This window comes from Pseudomonas sp. HTZ2 (genome assembly GCF_033173945.1).
Classification (GTDB): Bacteria; Pseudomonadota; Gammaproteobacteria; order Pseudomonadales; family Pseudomonadaceae; genus Aquipseudomonas; species Aquipseudomonas guariconensis.
The window spans coordinates 406376-424794 of the sequence record NZ_CP137332.1 but is presented as its reverse complement, the minus strand read 5'-3'; the positions used below and the strand labels follow the sequence as shown (position 1 = coordinate 424794).

Annotated in this window: 14 protein-coding genes; 6 read left to right on the top strand and 8 right to left on the bottom strand. The window is 62.2% G+C overall.

Going from position 1 to position 18419, the window contains the following annotated elements; genetic code table 11:
* Positions 1-204 precede the first annotated feature (204 nt).
* Positions 205-2388 carry a DNA helicase II gene (gene uvrD, locus R6G97_RS01960; protein WP_043209978.1) on the bottom strand — a complete coding sequence of 728 codons (2184 nt, stop codon included), beginning with the start codon at positions 2386-2388 and terminating at the stop codon, positions 205-207.
* 239 nt (positions 2389-2627) lie between these two features.
* Between uvrD and R6G97_RS01955 the strand changes: the two genes are divergently transcribed.
* Positions 2628-5504 carry a putative bifunctional diguanylate cyclase/phosphodiesterase gene (locus R6G97_RS01955; protein ID WP_317847734.1) on the top strand — a complete coding sequence of 959 codons (2877 nt, stop codon included), beginning with the start codon at positions 2628-2630 and terminating at the stop codon, positions 5502-5504.
* A gap of 6 nt (positions 5505-5510) precedes the next feature.
* On the opposite strand, the gene zwf is transcribed toward R6G97_RS01955, so the two are convergent.
* Entirely contained in the window at positions 5511-6953 is a 1443-nt protein-coding gene (gene zwf, locus R6G97_RS01950; RefSeq protein WP_043209973.1) for a glucose-6-phosphate dehydrogenase, read from the bottom strand.
* A 104-nt stretch (positions 6954-7057) separates the two neighbouring features.
* On the opposite strand from zwf, the gene hexR reads away from it, so the two are divergent.
* Positions 7058-7924 (top strand): transcriptional regulator HexR, encoded by an 867-nt coding sequence (gene hexR, locus R6G97_RS01945; protein WP_043209971.1) that lies wholly within the window; start codon positions 7058-7060, stop codon positions 7922-7924.
* Positions 7925-8051: 127 nt separating this feature from the next.
* Positions 8052-8270: a PA3496 family putative envelope integrity protein gene (locus R6G97_RS01940; protein ID WP_080642090.1), complete on the top strand. Its 219-nt coding sequence runs from the start codon at positions 8052-8054 to the stop codon at positions 8268-8270.
* On the opposite strand, the gene R6G97_RS01935 is transcribed toward R6G97_RS01940, so the two are convergent.
* A complete protein-coding gene (locus R6G97_RS01935) occupies positions 8212-9174 on the bottom strand; it encodes a LysR family transcriptional regulator (protein WP_043209969.1) in 963 nt (320 codons plus the stop codon). The two genes, R6G97_RS01940 and R6G97_RS01935, sit on opposite strands and share 59 nt — an antisense overlap.
* A 189-nt stretch (positions 9175-9363) precedes the next feature.
* Between R6G97_RS01935 and R6G97_RS01930 the strand changes: the two genes are divergently transcribed.
* Both R6G97_RS01930 and oadA read left to right on the top strand, forming a co-directional pair.
* Complete coding sequence (locus R6G97_RS01930) at positions 9364-10779, top strand: acetyl-CoA carboxylase biotin carboxylase subunit (RefSeq protein ID WP_070093419.1); 1416 nt, start codon at positions 9364-9366, stop codon at positions 10777-10779.
* 11 nt (positions 10780-10790) lie between these two features.
* Complete coding sequence (gene oadA, locus R6G97_RS01925; protein WP_043209967.1) at positions 10791-12599, top strand: sodium-extruding oxaloacetate decarboxylase subunit alpha; 1809 nt, start codon at positions 10791-10793, stop codon at positions 12597-12599.
* A 147-nt stretch (positions 12600-12746) separates the two neighbouring features.
* Here oadA and R6G97_RS01920 read toward each other — a convergent pair whose 3' ends face one another.
* Genes R6G97_RS01920 through R6G97_RS01910 form a run of 3 tightly spaced genes read right to left on the bottom strand, consistent with a single transcriptional unit; the run spans position 12747 to position 14510 of the window.
* Positions 12747-13418 (bottom strand): GNAT family N-acetyltransferase, encoded by a 672-nt coding sequence (locus R6G97_RS01920; RefSeq protein WP_043209965.1) that lies wholly within the window; start codon positions 13416-13418, stop codon positions 12747-12749.
* 4 nt (positions 13419-13422) lie between these two features.
* A complete protein-coding gene (locus R6G97_RS01915) occupies positions 13423-13869 on the bottom strand; it encodes a GNAT family N-acetyltransferase (protein ID WP_182816792.1) in 447 nt (148 codons plus the stop codon).
* Between the two features lie 11 nt (positions 13870-13880).
* The gene (locus tag R6G97_RS01910) at positions 13881-14510 is read right to left on the bottom strand and encodes an FMN-binding negative transcriptional regulator (RefSeq protein ID WP_090344165.1); all 630 of its coding nucleotides are present in this window, start codon (positions 14508-14510) and stop codon (positions 13881-13883) included.
* Between the two features lie 89 nt (positions 14511-14599).
* Here R6G97_RS01910 and pdxR point away from each other — a divergent pair, with 89 nt between their 5' ends.
* A complete protein-coding gene (gene pdxR, locus R6G97_RS01905; protein WP_317847733.1) occupies positions 14600-16138 on the top strand; it encodes a MocR-like pyridoxine biosynthesis transcription factor PdxR in 1539 nt (512 codons plus the stop codon).
* Positions 16139-16218: 80 nt separating this feature from the next.
* Here the strand turns inward: pdxR and R6G97_RS01900 are convergent, their stop codons facing one another.
* Positions 16219-17322, bottom strand: a complete 1104-nt coding sequence (locus R6G97_RS01900; protein ID WP_182816785.1) for a polyamine ABC transporter substrate-binding protein — start codon at positions 17320-17322, stop codon at positions 16219-16221.
* Positions 17322-18365, bottom strand: coding sequence for a histone deacetylase family protein (locus R6G97_RS01895; RefSeq protein WP_090344171.1), 1044 nt, complete (start codon positions 18363-18365; stop codon positions 17322-17324). The genes R6G97_RS01900 and R6G97_RS01895 overlap by 1 nt, the downstream gene beginning before the upstream one ends.
* Positions 18366-18419 lie beyond the last annotated feature (54 nt).

Sequence of the window (18419 nt, the reverse complement as noted above, 5' to 3'; positions counted from 1 at the left end):
ATTGCACGCGCGTCATGTTGCACATGTTGTAGGAGACATGACCAGCGCCATAATGTTTCCAGCTTTTGCCTGAATGGTCTGAGGCAAGACTGATTGCTGGATAGGACCATTCGTCAAGATCTGTAGGAGGCGGCAGCATTGAACCAGGGGAGCTGGCGAAGCCTGCGGTAGGCCCTACTCGCACGGGGTCAGTGCCAGCGGGCCTCAAATCGCTTCCAGCTTGGCATACCCCAGCATCAACCACTTGCTGCCCTCGGCGAAGTTGACCTGCACCCGTGCCTGGGCACCAGAGCCTTCGAAGTTGAGGATCACGCCTTCGCCAAACACTGCGTGTTGCACGCGCTGGCCAAGGTTGAACGCGGTCTGTGGGATGCTGGCATTGGCGAACAGGCTGCTCGCTTGGCTCTGGCTGCCACCGAAGGGACGGCTGACCGAGTTGGACAAGCGCACCTCTTGAACCAGGCCTGCCGGAATTTCCCGTACGAAACGTGACACTTTGTTATAGGTCTCGCTTCCATACAGACGGCGGGTTTCGGCGTAGGTCATGATCAGCTGGCGCATGGCCCGGGTGATGCCCACATAGGCCAGTCGGCGTTCTTCTTCCAGACGGCCGGGTTCTTCCAGGCTCATCTTGTGGGGGAACAGGCCTTCTTCCATGCCGACCAGGAACACATAGGGGAACTCTAATCCCTTAGCGCTGTGCAGCGTCATCAGCTGGATGCTGTCCTCGTGCTCGTCGGCTTGGGCATCGCCGGCCTCCAGGGAGGCGTGGCCGAGGAAGGCGGAGAGCGGCGATAGGTCGGCGTCGTCCTCGCTGGTCTCGAAGTTGCGCGCCGCGCTGACAAGTTCCTCAAGGTTTTCTACCCGAGCCTGGCCCTTTTCGCCTTTTTCTTCCTGGTGATAGAGGATCAGGCCGGACTGCTCGATGACAGTCTGGGTCATCAGGTGCAAGGGCATTTCCAGGACCTTGGCTGCGAGGTTTTCGATCAATTCGATGAACGCGCCCAAGGCACTGGCGGCGCGGCCTTTGAGGGCCTTGGCCGCCAACAACTGGCACATGGCCTCCCACATCGACAACTGGCTGTGCCGGGCATGTTCGCGGATCGCCTCGACGGTCTTTTCGCCGATGCCGCGCGGTGGAACGTTGATTACCCGCTCTAGCGCGGCGTCGTTGCCGCGGCCTTCGAGCAGGCGCAGGTAGGCCATGGCGTTCTTGATCTCGGCGCGCTCGAAGAAGCGTTGGCCACCGTAGATCCGATAGGGAATGCGTTCGCGCAGCAAGGCTTCTTCGAGCACCCGCGACTGGGCGTTGGAGCGGTACAGGATGGCAACGTCGCTGCGGGCATTGCCCTGCTTGATGAAGCTCTCGATGGTCTCCACCACATAGCGCGCTTCGTCATGCTCGTTGTAGGCGGCATAGAGGGTCAGCGGCTCGCCTTCGCCCATGTCGGTCCACAGCTCTTTGCCCAGGCGCCCGCTGTTGTTGGCGATCAGGGCGTTGGCCGCCTTGAGGATACCGCCGGTGGAGCGGTAGTTCTGCTCAAGGCGAATCAGCTCGGCGTCGGGGAAGTCAGCGGTGTACTGGTGGATGTTCTCGATCTTGGCGCCGCGCCAGCCGTAGATCGACTGGTCGTCGTCCCCCACCGCCATGAGGCTGCTGCCGCCTGCGGCAAGCAGGCGCAGCCAGGCGTACTGCACGGCGTTGGTATCTTGGAACTCGTCCACCAGCAGGTGGCGGAAGCGCCGCTGGTAGTGTTCGAGCAGTCCAGGGTGGTCGCGCCACAGGTCCAGGGCGCGAAGCAGCAATTCGGAAAAGTCGATGACCCCAGCGCGTTCGCAGGCCTGTTCGTAGGCCTCGTAGATGCTGCGCATGGTGCCCAGGAATAGATCGCCACCGGCCTGGATATGCTGTGGACGCAGACCTTCGTCCTTCTGGCCGTTGATGAACCATTGGGCTTGGCGGGCGGGCCAGCGCTGCTCGTCGAGGCCGAGCTCGCGGATCACCCGCTTGATCAGGCGCTGCTGATCATCGCTGTCCAGAATCTGGAAATTCTGCACCAGCCGAGCTTCCTGCCAGTGAGCGCGCAGCAGGCGGTGCGCCAGGCCGTGGAAGGTCCCCACCCACATGCCGGCCGGATTGATGCCCAGCAGTTGCTCGATCCGCTGGCGCATTTCGGCCGCCGCCTTGTTGGTGAAGGTCACCGACAGGATAGAGTGGGGGGAGGCCTGTTCGACCTGGATCAGCCAGGCGATACGGTGCACCAGCACGCGGGTCTTGCCCGAGCCAGCACCGGCCAGCACCAATTGACGCCCCAGCGGGGCCGCTACGGCCTGGCGTTGGGCATCGTTGAGGGAGTTCAGCAGGAGGGAGAGGTCATCATTGCGCATCCGGCCATTCTAGGGCCGCACAGGGGGCAGGGCAAACGGCCCCCGGAGAAATCTTGCAGGCGGTGCCAGGCCGTTCATCGGCGGCCTGGGCAGAGGCCTGTTCTTGAGCGGTCTGAGTAAACGGCCGCCGGTATTTTTGAAAACATGACGTAGAGCAGTTTGGCCCAGGCCATGGCTTGTGTATGCTCGCTGCACTTTTGCGGTCTGCCAATACAAGAACACAACAAGAACACGACCCTATGACCCAGGATTTCGCGGCGATCGGAGCATCGCCGGAGACGGCAAGGAGTGTGCGCAGGCAATTTGCGACCCAGCTCTGCATCGAGCGTACCCGTCTTCTCTATCAGGGCTCATTGCTGCCCACCCTGCTGATGCTGATCAACGGCCTGCTGTGCGCCTGGCTGTTGTGGAGCCCTGAGCGCTATCTGCTGGTCAGTGTATGGCTGGCCTGGCTGTTGGCGCTGGTGGCCCTGCGGGTGATCCAGGTCGCGGCCTTCGATGCGGCCACGCCAGCGCGTCAAGCCAAGGCGTCCTGGCAGCACATGTTCCTGTCCGGCTCGGCCTTCAGCGGCCTGACCTTGGCCTGTGCGGCGATCGCCTTGGTGCCGGTGGACGATTTCGTGCAGCAGGCCTGGGTGTTCGGACTGTTGGGGGCGGCGGCGTTGTCGGCCAGTGTCGCCTATGCCGTGAGCCTGCCGGCGTTTCTCAGTTTCGCCTTGCCCTGCCTGTTGCCGCCCATTGTGTTCCTGTTCTACTTCGATGCCGGTGCGCAGCGCGGCTGGGGCTGGCTCGGCCTGATCCTGCTGGGGGCGCTGATGGTGGTGGCCTGGCAGGTTAACCGCTTGCTCGAGCGCAGCCTGTTGCGCCGTTTCCAGAACCAGGCGCTGATCGAACACCTGCAGAGCGCCCAGCACCGTGGTGAGCAACTGAACCAGGCGTTGCTCGTCGAGGTGCGGCAGCGTCGTCATGCCGAAGACCAACTGCGCCAGGCCCAGGCTGGGCTCGAGCAGCGAGTGCTTCAACGCAGCCATGAGCTGGACCTGGCCAACCAGGCCCTGGGCAAGAGCGAGCAGCGCCTGGCCCTGGCGCTTCAGGCCAGCGAGTTGGGGTTGTGGGATTGGAACCTGCTCACCGACGAAGTGCATCACACGCAGCTGTACGCCTTGTTCGGCCTGGACCCGGAGCAGGTCCGCTCGGTCCGCGCCGACCTAAAGCCGCGCCTGCACCCGGACGATCTGCCGTTGCTGCGCAGGACATTGGTCGAACACCTCAAAGGCCGTTCCGAGGACTACCGGGTCGAATACCGCATCCGGCATACCCAGGGGAATTGGCGCTGGATCGAAGACCGAGGCCGTGCCGTGGAACACGCCGCCGACGGCCGAGTCCTGCGCATGCTCGGCACACGGCGTGACATCACCGCGCAAAAGGAGCAGGAAGAACAGCAGCGTCTGGCGGCCACGGTGTTCGAAGCGGCCAGTGAAGGGATCGCGATCCTGGATGCGGGCTTCCAACTGCTGGCCGTCAACCAGGCCTTTTGCCAAATCACTGGCTTCGACCGGGAAGAGCTATTGCAGCGCAATGCCCTGGAGTTGCCCTGCAGCCGGGACGCCCGGCGTCACAGCCAGGCGATCGGCCAGGCGCTGGAGCAGCAGGGGCGCTGGCAGGGCGAGCTGGTCGAGGCGCGACGCAACGGCGAACTGTACCCCCAGTGGTTGCAGCTCAATGGCGTGCGTGACGCGCGGGGCAACATCAGCAATATCGTAGGCTTTTTCACCGACCTGTCGGCCCGACGGGAGTCGGAGGAGCGCCTGCGCTACCTGGCCCACTACGACGACCTCACCGGGCTGGCCAACCGCGCCCTGTTCCGCCTGCGTTTGCATGAGGCCGGGCAACGGGTTCGGGTGAACGGGCGCAGCCTGGCGTTGCTGCACATCGACTTGGACCGCTTCAAGCTGCTCAACGAAAGCTTGGGCCACGAACTGGCCGACCAGCTGTTGAAGAAAATGGCCCTGCGCATCGCCAATGCGGTACCTGAAGCAGACACTGTCGCGCGCTTGTCTGGCGATGAGTTCGTCGTGCTGTTCGATGGCTACAGCAACCTTTCCAGCCTGGTGCGAGTGACGACCCGCCTGCTCGACAAGCTGCGCGTCCCGCAACGTCTGGGTGGGCATGAGCTGGTGATCAGTGCCTCGGTCGGCATCAGTGTGTTGTCGGACCCCAGTTTCGACCTCAACGCATTGCTCAGCCAGGCGGACATGGCCAAGCAGCATGCCAAGCATCTGGGCGGCGACAACTTCCAGTTCTATACCGAAAGCCTGCGCGCCAGCACCCTGGAGCGCCTGCAGCTGGAAAACCACTTGCGCAAAGCCATCGACGAAGGCCAATTGCTGGTCTACTACCAACCCAAGCTTTGCCTGCGCAGCGGCCGCCTGCTCGCCGCCGAAGCGTTGGTGCGCTGGCAGCATCCGCAGTGGGGCATGGTGCCGCCGGGCGACTTCATCGGCCTTGCCGAAGAAACCGGACTGATCGGGCCGATGGGCGAGTTCGTGCTGCGCGAAGCGTGCTGGCAGGCTTTTGAATGGCGGCGTCAGGGCATGAGCGTGCGGGTTTCGGTGAACCTCTCCGGCTATCAACTACGCCAAGGCAAGATCGTCAGCCTGGTGCGTCAGGTGCTGGCGGAAACGGGCCTTGCGCCGCAGTTGCTGGAGCTGGAACTGACCGAGAGCCAATTGCTGGATAGCGTCGAGCACATCATCTCGACGTTCCAGCAACTGCACCAGCTGGGGGTCAAGTTGGCGATCGACGACTTCGGTACCGGCTACTCCTCGCTGAGCTATCTCAAGCGCTTCCCGGTGGACTACGTGAAGATCGACCAGGCGTTCATTCGCGGTCTGCAGGAGGGCAGCCAGGATGCGGCGATCATCCGCGCGATCATCGCCATGGCCAAGAGTCTGGGCTTGAAGGTCGTGGCTGAAGGGGTGGAAACCCAGGAGCAGCTTGCCTTCCTGCATGATCACGGGTGCGACGAGGCGCAGGGGTATCTGATCAGCAGGCCGCTGGATGCCCAGGCGTTCAAGGCTTTGCTGGATAAATCCCCGAGCATCCTGATGAGCTGATCGATTTCAGCTGTGCCAATGCCGGCCCTGATGGGCCAGCAGGCTGTTGGCCTGCTCCGGGCCGTTGCTGCCGGCAGGGTAGGGGCGAGGCGCCTGGAAGTGCTCTTCCCAGCCTTGCAGGATCGGATCGATCCAGGCCCAGGCGGCTTCGACCTCATCGCGACGCATGAACAAGGTCGAATCGCCCGCGAGCACATCCAGCAGCAGCCGCTCGTAGGCTTCCCAGCGACGGGTCTGACCGAACACTTGAGCCAGGTTCAGGTCCAGCTCCACCGGCTCCAGACGCATGCCTTTGCCCGGGCTCTTGGTCATCATGCGCAGGCTGATGCGTTCATCGGGTTGCAGCTGGATCAGCAACTGGTTGACCTGCCCGCCACTGAATAGCTCATGGGGCACCGGTTTGAACTGGATGACGATCTGCGAGGAGCGTCGTGCCATGCGTTTGCCGGTACGCAAGTAGAAGGGCACGCCAGCCCAGCGCCAGTTATCGATGTGCGCCTGGACCGCGACGAAGGTCTCGGTGTCGCTGTCATTGTCCACGTCCTTTTCGAAGTAGTAGGCCGGCACTTCCTGGCCGCCGATCCGGCCGGCGCCGTATTGCCCGCGCACGGTCTTGTCCTGCACATCCTGACCGGTGATCGGCTTGAGGGCACGCAGGATCTTCACTTTCTCGTCACGCACCGCTTCGGCTTCGAACTGCGCCGGCGGCTCCATGGCCACCAGGCACAGAAGCTGAAGCAGGTGGTTCTGCAGCATGTCACGGGTTGCGCCTGCGCGGTCGTAGTAGGCGCCGCGGTTCTCCACGCCCAATGTCTCGCAGACGCTGATCTGCACGTGGTCGACCTGGCCATTGCGCCAGACCGGTTCCAGCAGGGCGTTGGCAAAACGTAGCGCCATGAGGTTCTGCACGGTCTCCTTGCCCAAGTAGTGATCGATGCGAAACACCTGGGACTCGTCGAACACCGCGCCGATCGCTTCGTTGATGGCCGTGGCTGACTCAAGGGAGTGGCCGATGGGTTTTTCCAGCACGATACGCGCCTCGCTGTCGGCAAGGCCTGCGATGCGCAAATGGTTGGCGATGGGCACGAACAGGTTGGGTGCGGTCGCCAGGTAGTAGATGCGCGCCAAGCCGCCAGGCTCGCCCAGGTAGCGTGCCAGGCGAACGAAATCAGCGCTTTGCGAGGCATCCATGGCGAAGTAGTCCAGACGTGCGCAAAAACGTCGCCAGACCTCTTCGTCGAAATCCTGCCGGGCGATCTGCGCCCTGCAATTGCGTTCGGCGAGCTTGAGGTATTCATCCCGGGGCAGGTTGCGCCGCGCCAGGGCGATGATCCTCACGGCATTGTGCAGGCGGGCCTCGCGGTACAGGTGGTAGAGCGCCGGCAGTAGTTTGTGCAGGGCCAGATCGCCCGTACCGCCGAAGACCAGGATGTCGCAAGGAATAGTCAAAACCACCACTCTCCACATTGGTTTAGCTGGGCGGGTCGCTGGTCATGTAGTATAACTACAAGAAAGCTACATCCCGGCCAGCCGATCATAACCGAGTCCAGCCTGTGAATCTGTTGCAACATATCGCCCAATCGCGCCATTTGCTGCGCAAATCGGAACTGAAAGTGGCCGACCATGTGCTGCTAGATCCGGCTGCCGTCATGCACAGTTCGATGGCCGACCTTGCCCACAGCGTGGGCATCAGCGAGCCGACCATCGTGCGTTTTTGCCGCGCGATCGGCTGTTCGGGCTTCCAGGATCTCAAGCTCAAGCTGGCCCAGAGCCTGGCTGCAGGCGCCAGTTTCGGCCAGTTCGCAATCCATGAAGATGACTCGGTCGCCGACTATAGCCTGAAGATCTTCGATACCACCCTGCACACCCTGATGGAAGTGCGTGAGCACCTCAATCCCCAGGCTCTGCAGCAGGCGGTGACCGCCATGGCCCAGGCCCAGCGCGTGGAGTTCTATGGTTTCGGTGCCTCCGGCGCGGTGGCCGCCGATGCCCAGCACAAGTTCTTCCGCCTATTGCTCAGCGCTGCGGCGTACTCCGACCCGCACATGCAAGCCATGTCGGCGGTGACCCTCAAACCTGGCGATGTAGCGGTGTGCATTTCCCAGTCGGGTCGATCCAAGGATCTGTTGATCACCGCCAATCTGGTGCGTGAAAGCGGCGCCAACCTGATCACCCTTTGCCCGAGCCAGACGCCGTTGGCCGAATTGTCCACTGTCAACCTGGCCATCGACGTGCACGAAGACACCGAGATCTACACCCCGCTGACTTCGCGCATCGCTCACCTTGTAGTGATCGACGTACTGGCCATGGGCGTGGCCATGGCCCGCGGACCGAGCCTGGTGAATCACCTCAAGAGCGTGAAACGCAGTTTGCGTAGCCTGCGACTGTCGCCCAAGTCGATCAAGGCGACCGACGACTGAGCCTGCTGCCGATGCAGGGGCCAGAACAGGCAAAGCAAATTTCACGGTTTTGTCACCAATCCACAGCCAAACCGTAAACCTGCAAGGCCAACCTGAAGCTCCCCGCATCCTAACTGGGAGACAGGCAATGGCACGTGATCATGACGGTTCGTTCCAACCCACCGCCAAAGCTCGCAAGCAGCAGGAAAAGGACCAGCGCCGCATGGAGTTCCGCCGTGCGATCGAAAGCTACTGCGACCAGCGTCAGTTGCTGCGCGACATTACCGACTACCCCGACCTGCGAGACATCACGGTTTGGCAGGTATCGGCGGCATCTTCCCCGAAAATCGCTCCACAAGCCCGCTGATTTTCGCCCGTTCATTACGTATGAATGCAAGAAAGGCCAAGGCCACCGGTGATTGCCGCTTGGCCTTGGACTGCACCACGCACCAACTGCGATACAGCGGCAACTCCTCTACCGGCAGTTCTTTCAGCACCCCGGTGGCCAACTCCAAGTTCAGCGCATGGCGGGTGAGCAGCGCGATGCCGAGGCCTGCGATCACGCACTCGCGTTGGGCATCGGCCGAGGCGACTTCCAGCGTCTGAGTGAAGTGCACGCGTTTGTCCTTGAAGTATTCCTCGCAGGCCTTGCGGGTGCCCGAACCCTGCTCGCGAATCAGCAAGGTATGAGGCTCGAGATCCTGCAGGCGCAGCTTCTCCAGCTTGCACAGCGGATGGTCCGGCGGTGCCACGGCCACGATCGGGTTGTTCAGGAACGGCATGAACTCAAGCCCCATGTCCTGGGGCACCATCGACATGATGATCAGGTCGTCGCGGTTGTCCGAAAGCCGGCGGATCGCCTGTGCCCGATTGACCACCGTCAGGGTCAGGTTGACCTCTGGATGGCGTTGCTTGAACGCGGCGAACAAGTGGGGCACGAAGTACTTGGCGCTGGATTCGATCGCAAGTTTCAGTTGGCCCTGCAGTGAGCCCTGCATGTCCGAGAGCTGCATGTCGAGGTTTTCCAGGCGACCGAAGATGTCCCGGCTGGCGCGCTGCAGGGCCTCGGCCGCTTCGGTCAGGTAGAGCTTCTTGCCCACGTACTCGAACAGCGGCTGGCCAATCAGCTCCTCGAGCTGGCGGATCTGTAGACTTACGGCGGGTTGCGTCAATGCCATTTCTTCCGCCGCCCGGCTGTAGGAACGCAGATCGCATACCTCGTTAAAGATTTGCAACTGACGCAATGTCATACGCATCAAGGACTTACGCATTTTTCCACAGGCTCCCGCAAAACCTTGTTACGGCACTATAAGCTTTTGCTTATGTCGACCCTAACAAATATTGATTTTTGTTTATCAACCTACAGCGATAGGGTTGGTTTGCGACTGGTCAGCAACCTCTGGCCACGCGCCGACCGGGGAATCCGGCTCGTGTGTTCCATCGGCTTTGGGAAGACTCCAGTGATAAAAAAAATCCTGATCGCCAACCGGGGTGAAATTGCAGTTCGGATCGTGCGTGCGTGCGCCGAGATGGGCATTCGCTCTGTGGCGATCTATTCCGACGCCGACCGTCATGCCTTGCACGTCAAGCGCGCCGACGAGGCCTACAGCATCGGTGCCGAGCCCCTGGCCGGCTATTTGAACCCGCGCAAGCTGGTCAACCTGGCCGTGGAAACCGGCTGTGATGCCTTGCATCCAGGTTACGGCTTCCTGTCGGAAAACGCCGAGCTCGCGGAAATCTGCGCAGAGCGTGGCATCAAGTTCATCGGCCCTGCCGCCGACGTCATTCGCCGCATGGGCGACAAGACTGAAGCGCGCCGCACCATGATCCAGGCCGGTGTACCGGTAACGCCCGGTACCGAAGGCAACGTCGCCGACATCCACGAAGCCCTGGCCGAAGGTGATCGCATCGGTTACCCGGTCATGCTCAAGGCCACCTCGGGTGGTGGCGGTCGTGGTATCCGTCGCTGCAACAGCCGCGAAGAGCTCGAGCAAGCTTTCCCCCGCGTGATCTCCGAGGCCACCAAGGCCTTCGGCTCGGCGGAAGTGTTCCTGGAAAAATGCATCGTCAACCCCAAGCACATCGAGGCGCAGATCCTGGGTGACAGCTTCGGCAACGTGGTGCACCTGTTCGAGCGCGACTGCTCGATCCAGCGCCGCAACCAGAAGCTCATCGAGATCGCCCCCAGCCCTCAGCTGACCCCGGAACAGCGCGCCTACATCGGCGACCTGGCGGTCCGCGCGGCCAAGGCCGTGAACTACGAGAACGCCGGTACTGTGGAGTTCCTGCTCGCCGATGGCGAGGTGTACTTCATGGAAATGAACACTCGCGTGCAGGTGGAACACACCATCACCGAAGAAATCACCGGCATCGACATCGTGCGCGAGCAAATCCGCATCGCCTCGGGCCTGCCGCTGTCGGTCAAGCAGGAAGACATCCAGCACCGCGGCTACGCGTTGCAGTTTCGCATCAACGCCGAAGACCCGAAGAACAACTTCCTGCCCAGCTTCGGCAAGATCACCCGTTATTACGCGCCCGGTGGCCCAGGTGTGCGTACCGACACCGCAATCTACACCGGCTACACCATTCCGCCGTTCTATGACTCCATGTGCCTGAAACTGGTGGTTTGGGCATTGACCTGGGAAGAAGCCATGGACCGTGGCCTGCGGGCCCTGGACGACATGCGTGTGCAGGGCGTGAAGACCACCGCCGCGTATTACCAGGAGATCCTGCGCAATCCGGAATTCCGTAGCGGCCAGTTCAACACCAGCTTCGTGGAAAGCCACCCGGAACTGACTAATTACTCGATCAAGCGCAAACCCGAAGAGCTGGCCCTGGCCATCGCCGCCGCCATTGCTGCACACGCAGGCCTGTGAGGAACCGAATAATGTCCAAGAAAATCTTTGTCACCGACACAATCCTGCGCGACGCTCACCAGTCCCTGCTGGCCACCCGCATGCGCACCGAAGACATGCTGCCGATCTGCGACAAGCTCGACAAGGTGGGCTACTGGTCTCTGGAAGTCTGGGGTGGCGCGACCTTCGACGCCTGCGTGCGCTTCCTCAAGGAAGACCCGTGGGAGCGTCTGCGCAAGCTGCGCGCCGCCCTGCCTAACACCCGCCTGCAGATGCTGTTGCGTGGCCAGAACCTGCTGGGCTACCGCCACTACAGCGACGACGTGGTCAAGGCCTTCGTCGCCAAGGCCGCGGTCAATGGTATTGACGTGTTCCGTATCTTCGACGCCATGAACGACGTGCGTAACCTGCGTGTGGCCATCGAAGCGGTCAAGGCTGCCGGCAAGCACGCCCAGGGCACCATCGCCTACACCACCAGCCCCGTGCACACCATCGACGCCTTCGTCGCCCAGGCCAAGCAGATGGAAGCCATGGGCTGCGACTCGGTCGCGATCAAGGACATGGCCGGCCTGCTGACCCCATTCGCCACCGGCGAGCTGGTCAAGGCGCTCAAAGCTGAACAATCGCTGCCGGTGTTCATCCACTCCCACGATACCGCTGGCCTGGCCGCCATGTGCCAACTCAAGGCCGTGGAAAACGGTGCCGACCACATCGATACCGCGATCTCCAGCTTCGCCTGGGGCACCAGCCACCCAGGGACAGAGTCGATGGTCGCCGCGCTCAAGGGCACCGAGTTCGATACCGGCCTGGATCTGGAACTGCTGCAGGAAATCGGTCTGTACTTCTATGCCGTGCGCAAGAAGTACCACCAGTTCGAGAGCGAGTTCACCGCCGTGGACACCCGCGTGCAGGTCAACCAGGTGCCAGGCGGCATGATTTCCAACCTGGCCAACCAGCTCAAGGAGCAAGGCGCCCTGAGCCGCATGAACGAAGTGCTGGCGGAGATCCCACGCGTACGTGAAGACCTCGGCTACCCGCCGCTGGTGACCCCGACCTCGCAGATCGTCGGCACCCAGGCCTTCTTCAACGTGCTGGCCGGCGAGCGCTACAAGACCATCACCAACGAGGTGAAGCTTTACCTGCAAGGCGGCTATGGCAAGGCGCCGGGTGTGGTCAACGAACAACTGCGTCGCCAGGCGATCGGCAGCGAAGAAGTGATCGACGTGCGCCCGGCCGACCTGCTCAAGCCGGAGATGGCCAAGCTGCGTGCCGATATCGGCAACCTGGCTCGCTGCGAGGAAGACGTGCTGACCTACGCGATGTTCCCGGACATCGGTCGCAAGTTCCTCGAGGAGCGTGAAGCCGGCACCCTGACTCCAGAAGCCCTGCTGCCGATTCCGGAAGCCGGTGCCGTGGCAGGCTCGGGCGGCGAAGGTGTACCGACCGAGTTCGTCATCGACGTGCACGGCGAGACTTACCGCGTCGATATCACCGGTGTGGGCGTCAAGGCCGAAGGCAAGCGTCACTTCTATCTGTCCATCGATGGCATGCCGGAAGAGGTGGTATTCGAGCCGCTCAACGAGTTCGTCAGCGGCGGTGGCAGCAAGCGCAAGCAGGCCACTGGCCCAGGTCACGTGAGCACCACCATGCCGGGCAACATCGTCGATGTGTTGGTCAAGGAAGGTGACACCGTCAAGGCCGGCCAACCGGTGCTGATCACCGAAGCGATGAAGATGGAGACCGAAGTCCAGGCCCCGATTGCCGGCAAGGTCACTGCCATCCACGTGGCCAAGGGTGATCGCGTCACGCCGGGCGAGATCCTGATCGAGATCGAAGGCTGATCCAAGCCTTCGACAGCAAGCGGTTTACCTCATGGGGAGCGATATGCTCCCCTTTTTTTGTGCTGAATTTGTCGGTCTCTTTCACCAGCAGGCCCGTTCCCAGAGGGATAACGCATCCCCGTGGGAGTGGGTGTACCGCCGGCACTCTCAGCCTTTACGGCAGGCTTCCAAGGTCTTCACTTGCCCCTCGGGCTGCTGGTTCTCTTCGCTCAACCAGCGCTCGAAGCCTGCCGCCACGCTTGGCCACTCATCATCGGTGATCGAGTACCAGGCCGTGTCCCGGTTGTGATCCTTGACCACCATGTGCTTGCGGAACACCCCTTCGAAGACAAAGCCGAAGCGCTCGGCGGCGCGTTTGGAGCGGGCATTGGCGTTGTTGCACTTCCACTCCAGGCGCCGGTTGCCCAAGGCAAAGCCGAGCTGGCTCAGCAAGTAGACGGCCTCGGTGCCGCGAGGGGTGCGCTGCATGGCGGCGCCGAAGGCGATGTGGCCGATCTCGAAGCGGCCCTGTTCGGGGACGATCGACATGTAGCTCAGGATGCCCTGGGCCTGGCCGGTGGCGCGGTCGATGACGCTGTAGAACAGCGGGTCGCGACTGGCGGCGTTGCCTTCGAGCCAGCGGTCGAAGCTGGCGCGCTCATTGAAAGGCCCATAGGGCAGGTAGTCCCACAGCACTGGGTCCGAGCCAGGGCCCTGCAACACGTCCCAAAGGTCGTTGCCGTGGCGGGCCGGGTCGAGTTTTTCCAGGCGGACGAAGCGTCCTTCGAGGGGCTCGGCGTTGGGCGTTGCCGCGGGCTTCCAGTTCAGTGCGTCTGTCATGGGCCTACAAGCCTTTGCGAAATTGAATGAAGCCCGGCCGCTCTGCGACTTGTTCGTACAGGCTGATGGCGGTGGAGTTGGTCTCGTGGGTGAGCCAGTGCACCTTGATGCAGCCGGCTGCCTTGGCGGTCGCGTAGACATGCTCGATCAGCTGGCGACCAATGCCCAGGCCGCGCTGGTCGGCGTTGACGTACAGGTCTTGCAGGTAGCACGAATTCTCGATGCTCCAGTTGGAGCGGTGATAGATCCAATTGACCATCCCCACGGCTTTGCCATCGACCCAGGCCAACGCCGAGTGGGTGGGCTCGTTCTCATCGAGCAAACGCTGCCAGGTGCTGGCGCTGACCTCATCGGCCAATTCGGTTTCGTAGAAGCGCAGATAGGCATGCCAGAGGGCGAGCCAGGCGGCATGGTCGTTGGCGCTCACTGGGCGCAGGGTAACGCTGGGCATGGTCTTTTCCTTCAGAGTGGGCGCATGTGCGCTGCGAGTTGGTTGTCCAGGTAATCGGAACTGCTGGCCAGACCGTCACGTACGCCGGCGATGTCTTGCGCCGAGCGGTTCTGGCTGAGCTTGCGCGCGCCTTGCAGACGGGCAATGGGCATGCGCAGGCCGACGATGGCGCGCAGCATGCCATCGATGTAATCGCTGGGTGCGTCGCTCACCTTCCAGGGTTTGGCGCGGTCTTGTTCGTGCCGATCGCTCAGGCGGCTGACGATCGCCAGCAGGCGAGGGGCGTCGTGAATTACCTGCACCGCGCCATAGGCGTGCACGGCCAGGTAATTCCAGGTGGGCACGACCCTGGGGTTTTCGGTCTTGCTCGGGTAGTAGCTCGGGCTGACATAGGCATCTGCGCCTGGGAAAACCAGCAACGCTTCGCCGCCTTGCTCCAAGTCCCGCCATTGAGGGTTGGCCCGGGCCAGGTGAGCATAGACAGTGCCGTACTCGCCTTGAGCTGTATCGAGCAGCACGGGTAGATGGGTCGCGAGCAAGCCGTTTTCGCCGTGGCTGACCAGAACGGCGAGGCGGGTGTCGCACATTTGCTGGTGCAGGCGCGCGAGGTCATGTTCTTGGTGGGGCTTGGCGTTGTACATGCGAGATTCCTTGTCCAATGGCTTCATCCTAGGCAGGCTATTGGTACTCTGTAAGAGCCAATACAGCCTGTTTTCATAGGTCCAATGCCATGAACGAATGTCCTCTCGCGCTGCCCTTCGACCCCACGGGTATCGTGCTTGACCGCCGGCGCGGGCTCAGTCAGCAGCTGTACCAGGCATTGCGGGCGCGGGTGCTGGATGGACGCCTGGGCAGTGGCACGCGTTTGCCCGCCACCCGCGACCTAGCGGCGATGTTATCGCTCTCGCGCAACAGCGTGGTGCGGGCCTACGACCAGCTTTATGCCGAGGGTTACATTGAAAGTCGGGTTGGCGATGGGACTTATGTGAGTCAGCTGCCCAAACTATCCACACAGCTATCCACAGGGTTATCCCAGGGGTTATCAACAGAGTTATCCACATTGTTGCCTTCTGATACTGAAGATTTATCCAGTTCAGGGCGCTCCAGCGAGCCTTTGCAGCGGCTTAAAAACAACCATCTTCCACCACCCAAGGCTGGTGCGCCGAGGGCTTTTCGCGTCGGTGTGCCGGCGTTCGATTTGTTTCCCTTTGAGGTCTGGGCCAGGCTGCAAGCGGGTTTCTGGCGAAATCCCGATCCTTCATCGCTCGGCTATGGCGATCCGGCGGGTGAACCGCAACTGCGCGAACTCATCGCCGCCTACCTGCGACGCTCACGTGGGTTGTCGTGTGGCGCTGAACAAATTGTGATCACCAGCGGTGCCCAGCAGGCCATCAGCCTTTGTGCACAGTTGCTGTTGCAGCCGGGCGATGGAGTGGCTGTGGAAAACCCAGGGTACCGGGCGGCCGGCCACACTTTTGCGTTGGCGGGGGCGAAAGTCAGGGGTGTGCCAGTGGACGATGAAGGGCTGGATTGCGCGCAGCTGGCGCAACTTCCCGATTGCCGGATGGCCTATGTGACCCCGGCGCACCAGTACCCCACTGGCGTCACCATGAGCCTGGCCCGGCGCCTGTCATTGCTGGATTGGGCCCAGCGTCAGGATGGCTGGATCATCGAGGACGACTACGACGGGGAGTATCGCTACAGCGGTGCGCCACTGGCGCCCTTGGCCTCCTTGGACCGGCAGGGACGGGTGCTGTACGTAGGCACGTTCGGCAAGATCGCCTTCCCGGCCCTGCGCCTGGGCTATCTGGTGCTGCCTCGACCGTTGGTGGAGGCATTCAGTCAGGGGCGGGCGTTGGCGGTGCGCCATTCGGAGGTCGGCACCCAGTGCGTAATGGCGCAATTCATGGCCCAGGGGCACTTTCAACGGCATATCCGGCGCATGCGCAAGGCAGCGCTGGCGCGTAGAAACGTGCTGAAAGCCGGGTGGCCGGAAGATGTGCCAGGGCTGGGTGCCATGCCGGAAGTGGCGGCTGGGCTGCATGTGAAGGTGGCTGTGGATAACCTTGCCCGTGAGCAAACATTAGTGGCCCTGGCAGAGGCGGTGGGGGTGGAAGTCAACCCGCTGAGCAGTTACTGGCTTGAGGACGGCAATGTCCCTGTGGATAAGCGCGCCGGATTGGTGCTGGGGTTCGCGGCGGTGCCTGAAGCGCAGATTGCGGATGCAGTGATGCGATTGCGCAGGGCGTGGCGACCTGTTCGCGGGTGAACCCGTTCTCACAGACACAGCGCTGTACTTACAGGCAGCGCTGTGTCTGTGGGAGCGGGTTCAACCGCGAAGCATCAAACTCAAGTCCCGGACTTGATGCGTGTCCAGGCCCGGGTGCGCGCCCGTTCGGCCTCGCGTGGCAGTGGCTTGAGGGTATACAGCTTGGCCATCGCTTCGGCGGTCGGGTACAGGTTGGGGTTGTTGCGGATCGCCGGGCTGACTTTGTCGGTGGCGTCCTTGTTGGGGTTGGGGTAGCCAACGAAGTCACTGATCGGCGCGATCACTTCTGGGCGCAACAGGTAGTTGATGAACCTGTGTGCATCCTCAGGATTGGCGGCATTCTTGGGAATCGCCAGCATGTCGAACCAGATCGGTGCACCTTCCTTGGGCAGGCGCATGTCCACCACCACGCCATTCTTGGCGTCGCGCGCGCGGTTGGCGGCCTGGGAGAAGCTACCCGAATACCCCACCGCCACGCAGATATCGCCGTTGGCGATGTCAGCCATGTACTTCGAGGAATGGAAGTAGGTGATGTGCGGGCGGATCTTCAGCATCAGCTCTTCGGCTTTCTTGTAGTCGGCCGGCTTCTCGCTGTTCGGTGGCAGCCCCAGGTATTGCAGCGCCAAGGGCAGGATCTCCGACGGTGAATCGAGCAGGGCGACGCCGCACTGCTTGAGCTTGGCGATGTTCTCTTCCTTGAAGATCAGATCCCAACTGTCCACGGGCGCCTTGTCGCCGAGCACCGCCTTGACCTTGTCCGGGTTGAAGCCGATCAGCACGGTGCCATACATGTACGGCACGGCGAACTTGTTGCCCGGATCGTTGGCCTCGATCAGCTTCATCAGCGCCGGATCCAGGTGCTGCCAGTTGGGGAGCTTGGATCGGTCCAGAGGCTGGAACACACCGGCTTCGATCTGCTTGGCGAGGAACACGTTGGACGGCACCACCACGTCGTAGCCGGAGTTGCCGGTGAGCAGCTTGGCTTCCAGGGCTTCGTTGGTGTCGAAGATGTCGTAGATCAGCTTGACGCCGCTGTCCTTCTGGAAGTCCGTCAAGGTCTGCGGCGTGATGTAGTCGAACCAGTTGTACACGCGCAGGGTGCGCTGTTCGGCCTGGGCCTGAAGGGCTCCGGTGAACAGGGTGGCAGCGATGAACGGGGCGAGCAGACGCTTGAGTCGGACCATTACCGGGCTCCTGGCTGGGCATGCTGGAAGCCTTCCAGCACGTTGACTGCGTTGATACCGATTTCTTCCACAGCGTAGCCACCTTCCATCACGAACAAGGTCGGCTTGCCGAGCTGGCCGATACGCTTGCCCATCTCCAGGTAGTCTGGGCTGTCCAGCTTGAACTGCGAGATCGGATCGTCCTTGAAGGTATCCACGCCCAGGGACACCACCACCACGTCCGGCGCGTAGGCGGCGATACGCTGGCAGGCGTCCTCCAGGGCAGCGCTCCAGGCGGCCCAGTCACTGCCGGCGGGCAGCGGGTAATTGATATTGCAGCCTTCGCCTGCACCTTCGCCGGTTTCGTCGGCATAGCCGAGGAAGAACGGAAACTCGTCCTGCGGGTCGCCGTGGATCGAGGCGAAGAACACATCGCCGCGCTGGTAGAAGATGTCCTGGGTGCCATTGCCGTGGTGGTAGTCGACATCGAGGATGGCGACCTTGCGGTGGCCTTGGTCAAGGAAGGCCTGGGCTGCGATGGCGGCGTTGTTGAGGTAGCAGTAGCCCCCCATCACTTCGGCCGCGGCATGGTGCCCTGGTGGACGGCACAGGGCGAATGCCGAATGGGCGCCTTGCTGGATCGCGGCCTGGGCAGTGAGGGCAACCTGGGCTGCACTGTAGGCGGCTTGCCAGGTACCGGCGGTGATCGGCGCGCCGGCATCGAAGCTGTAGTAGCCAAGCTCACCATGCAGGCCAGTCGGTTTGACCTTACGCAGGGTGCGGGCTGGCCAGGTGAAGGGCAGCAGGTCTCCTTCCTGGCCCAGCTGTGACCAGCGCGCCCAGGCCCCTTCGAAGAAGTCCAGGTAGTCGGCGCCATGCACCCGCAGCAAGGGCGCGCGGCCGAAATCACGTGGCCCTTCGACCGGACCCAGGTTGCGCTTCTTGACTTGCTCCAGGACGTGGTCAGCGCGCGAAGGCATCTCGAAGCAGGGCATCAGCTTGCCGTCGATCAGCTCGCAGCGGCCGTGGTGCAGGCGGTGATCATCAGAATAGATCGTCAGCATTTTTATTCTCCGGGTTTACTGGCGTGGCCTCATTGTGTGAGTCGGCGAGTGGCG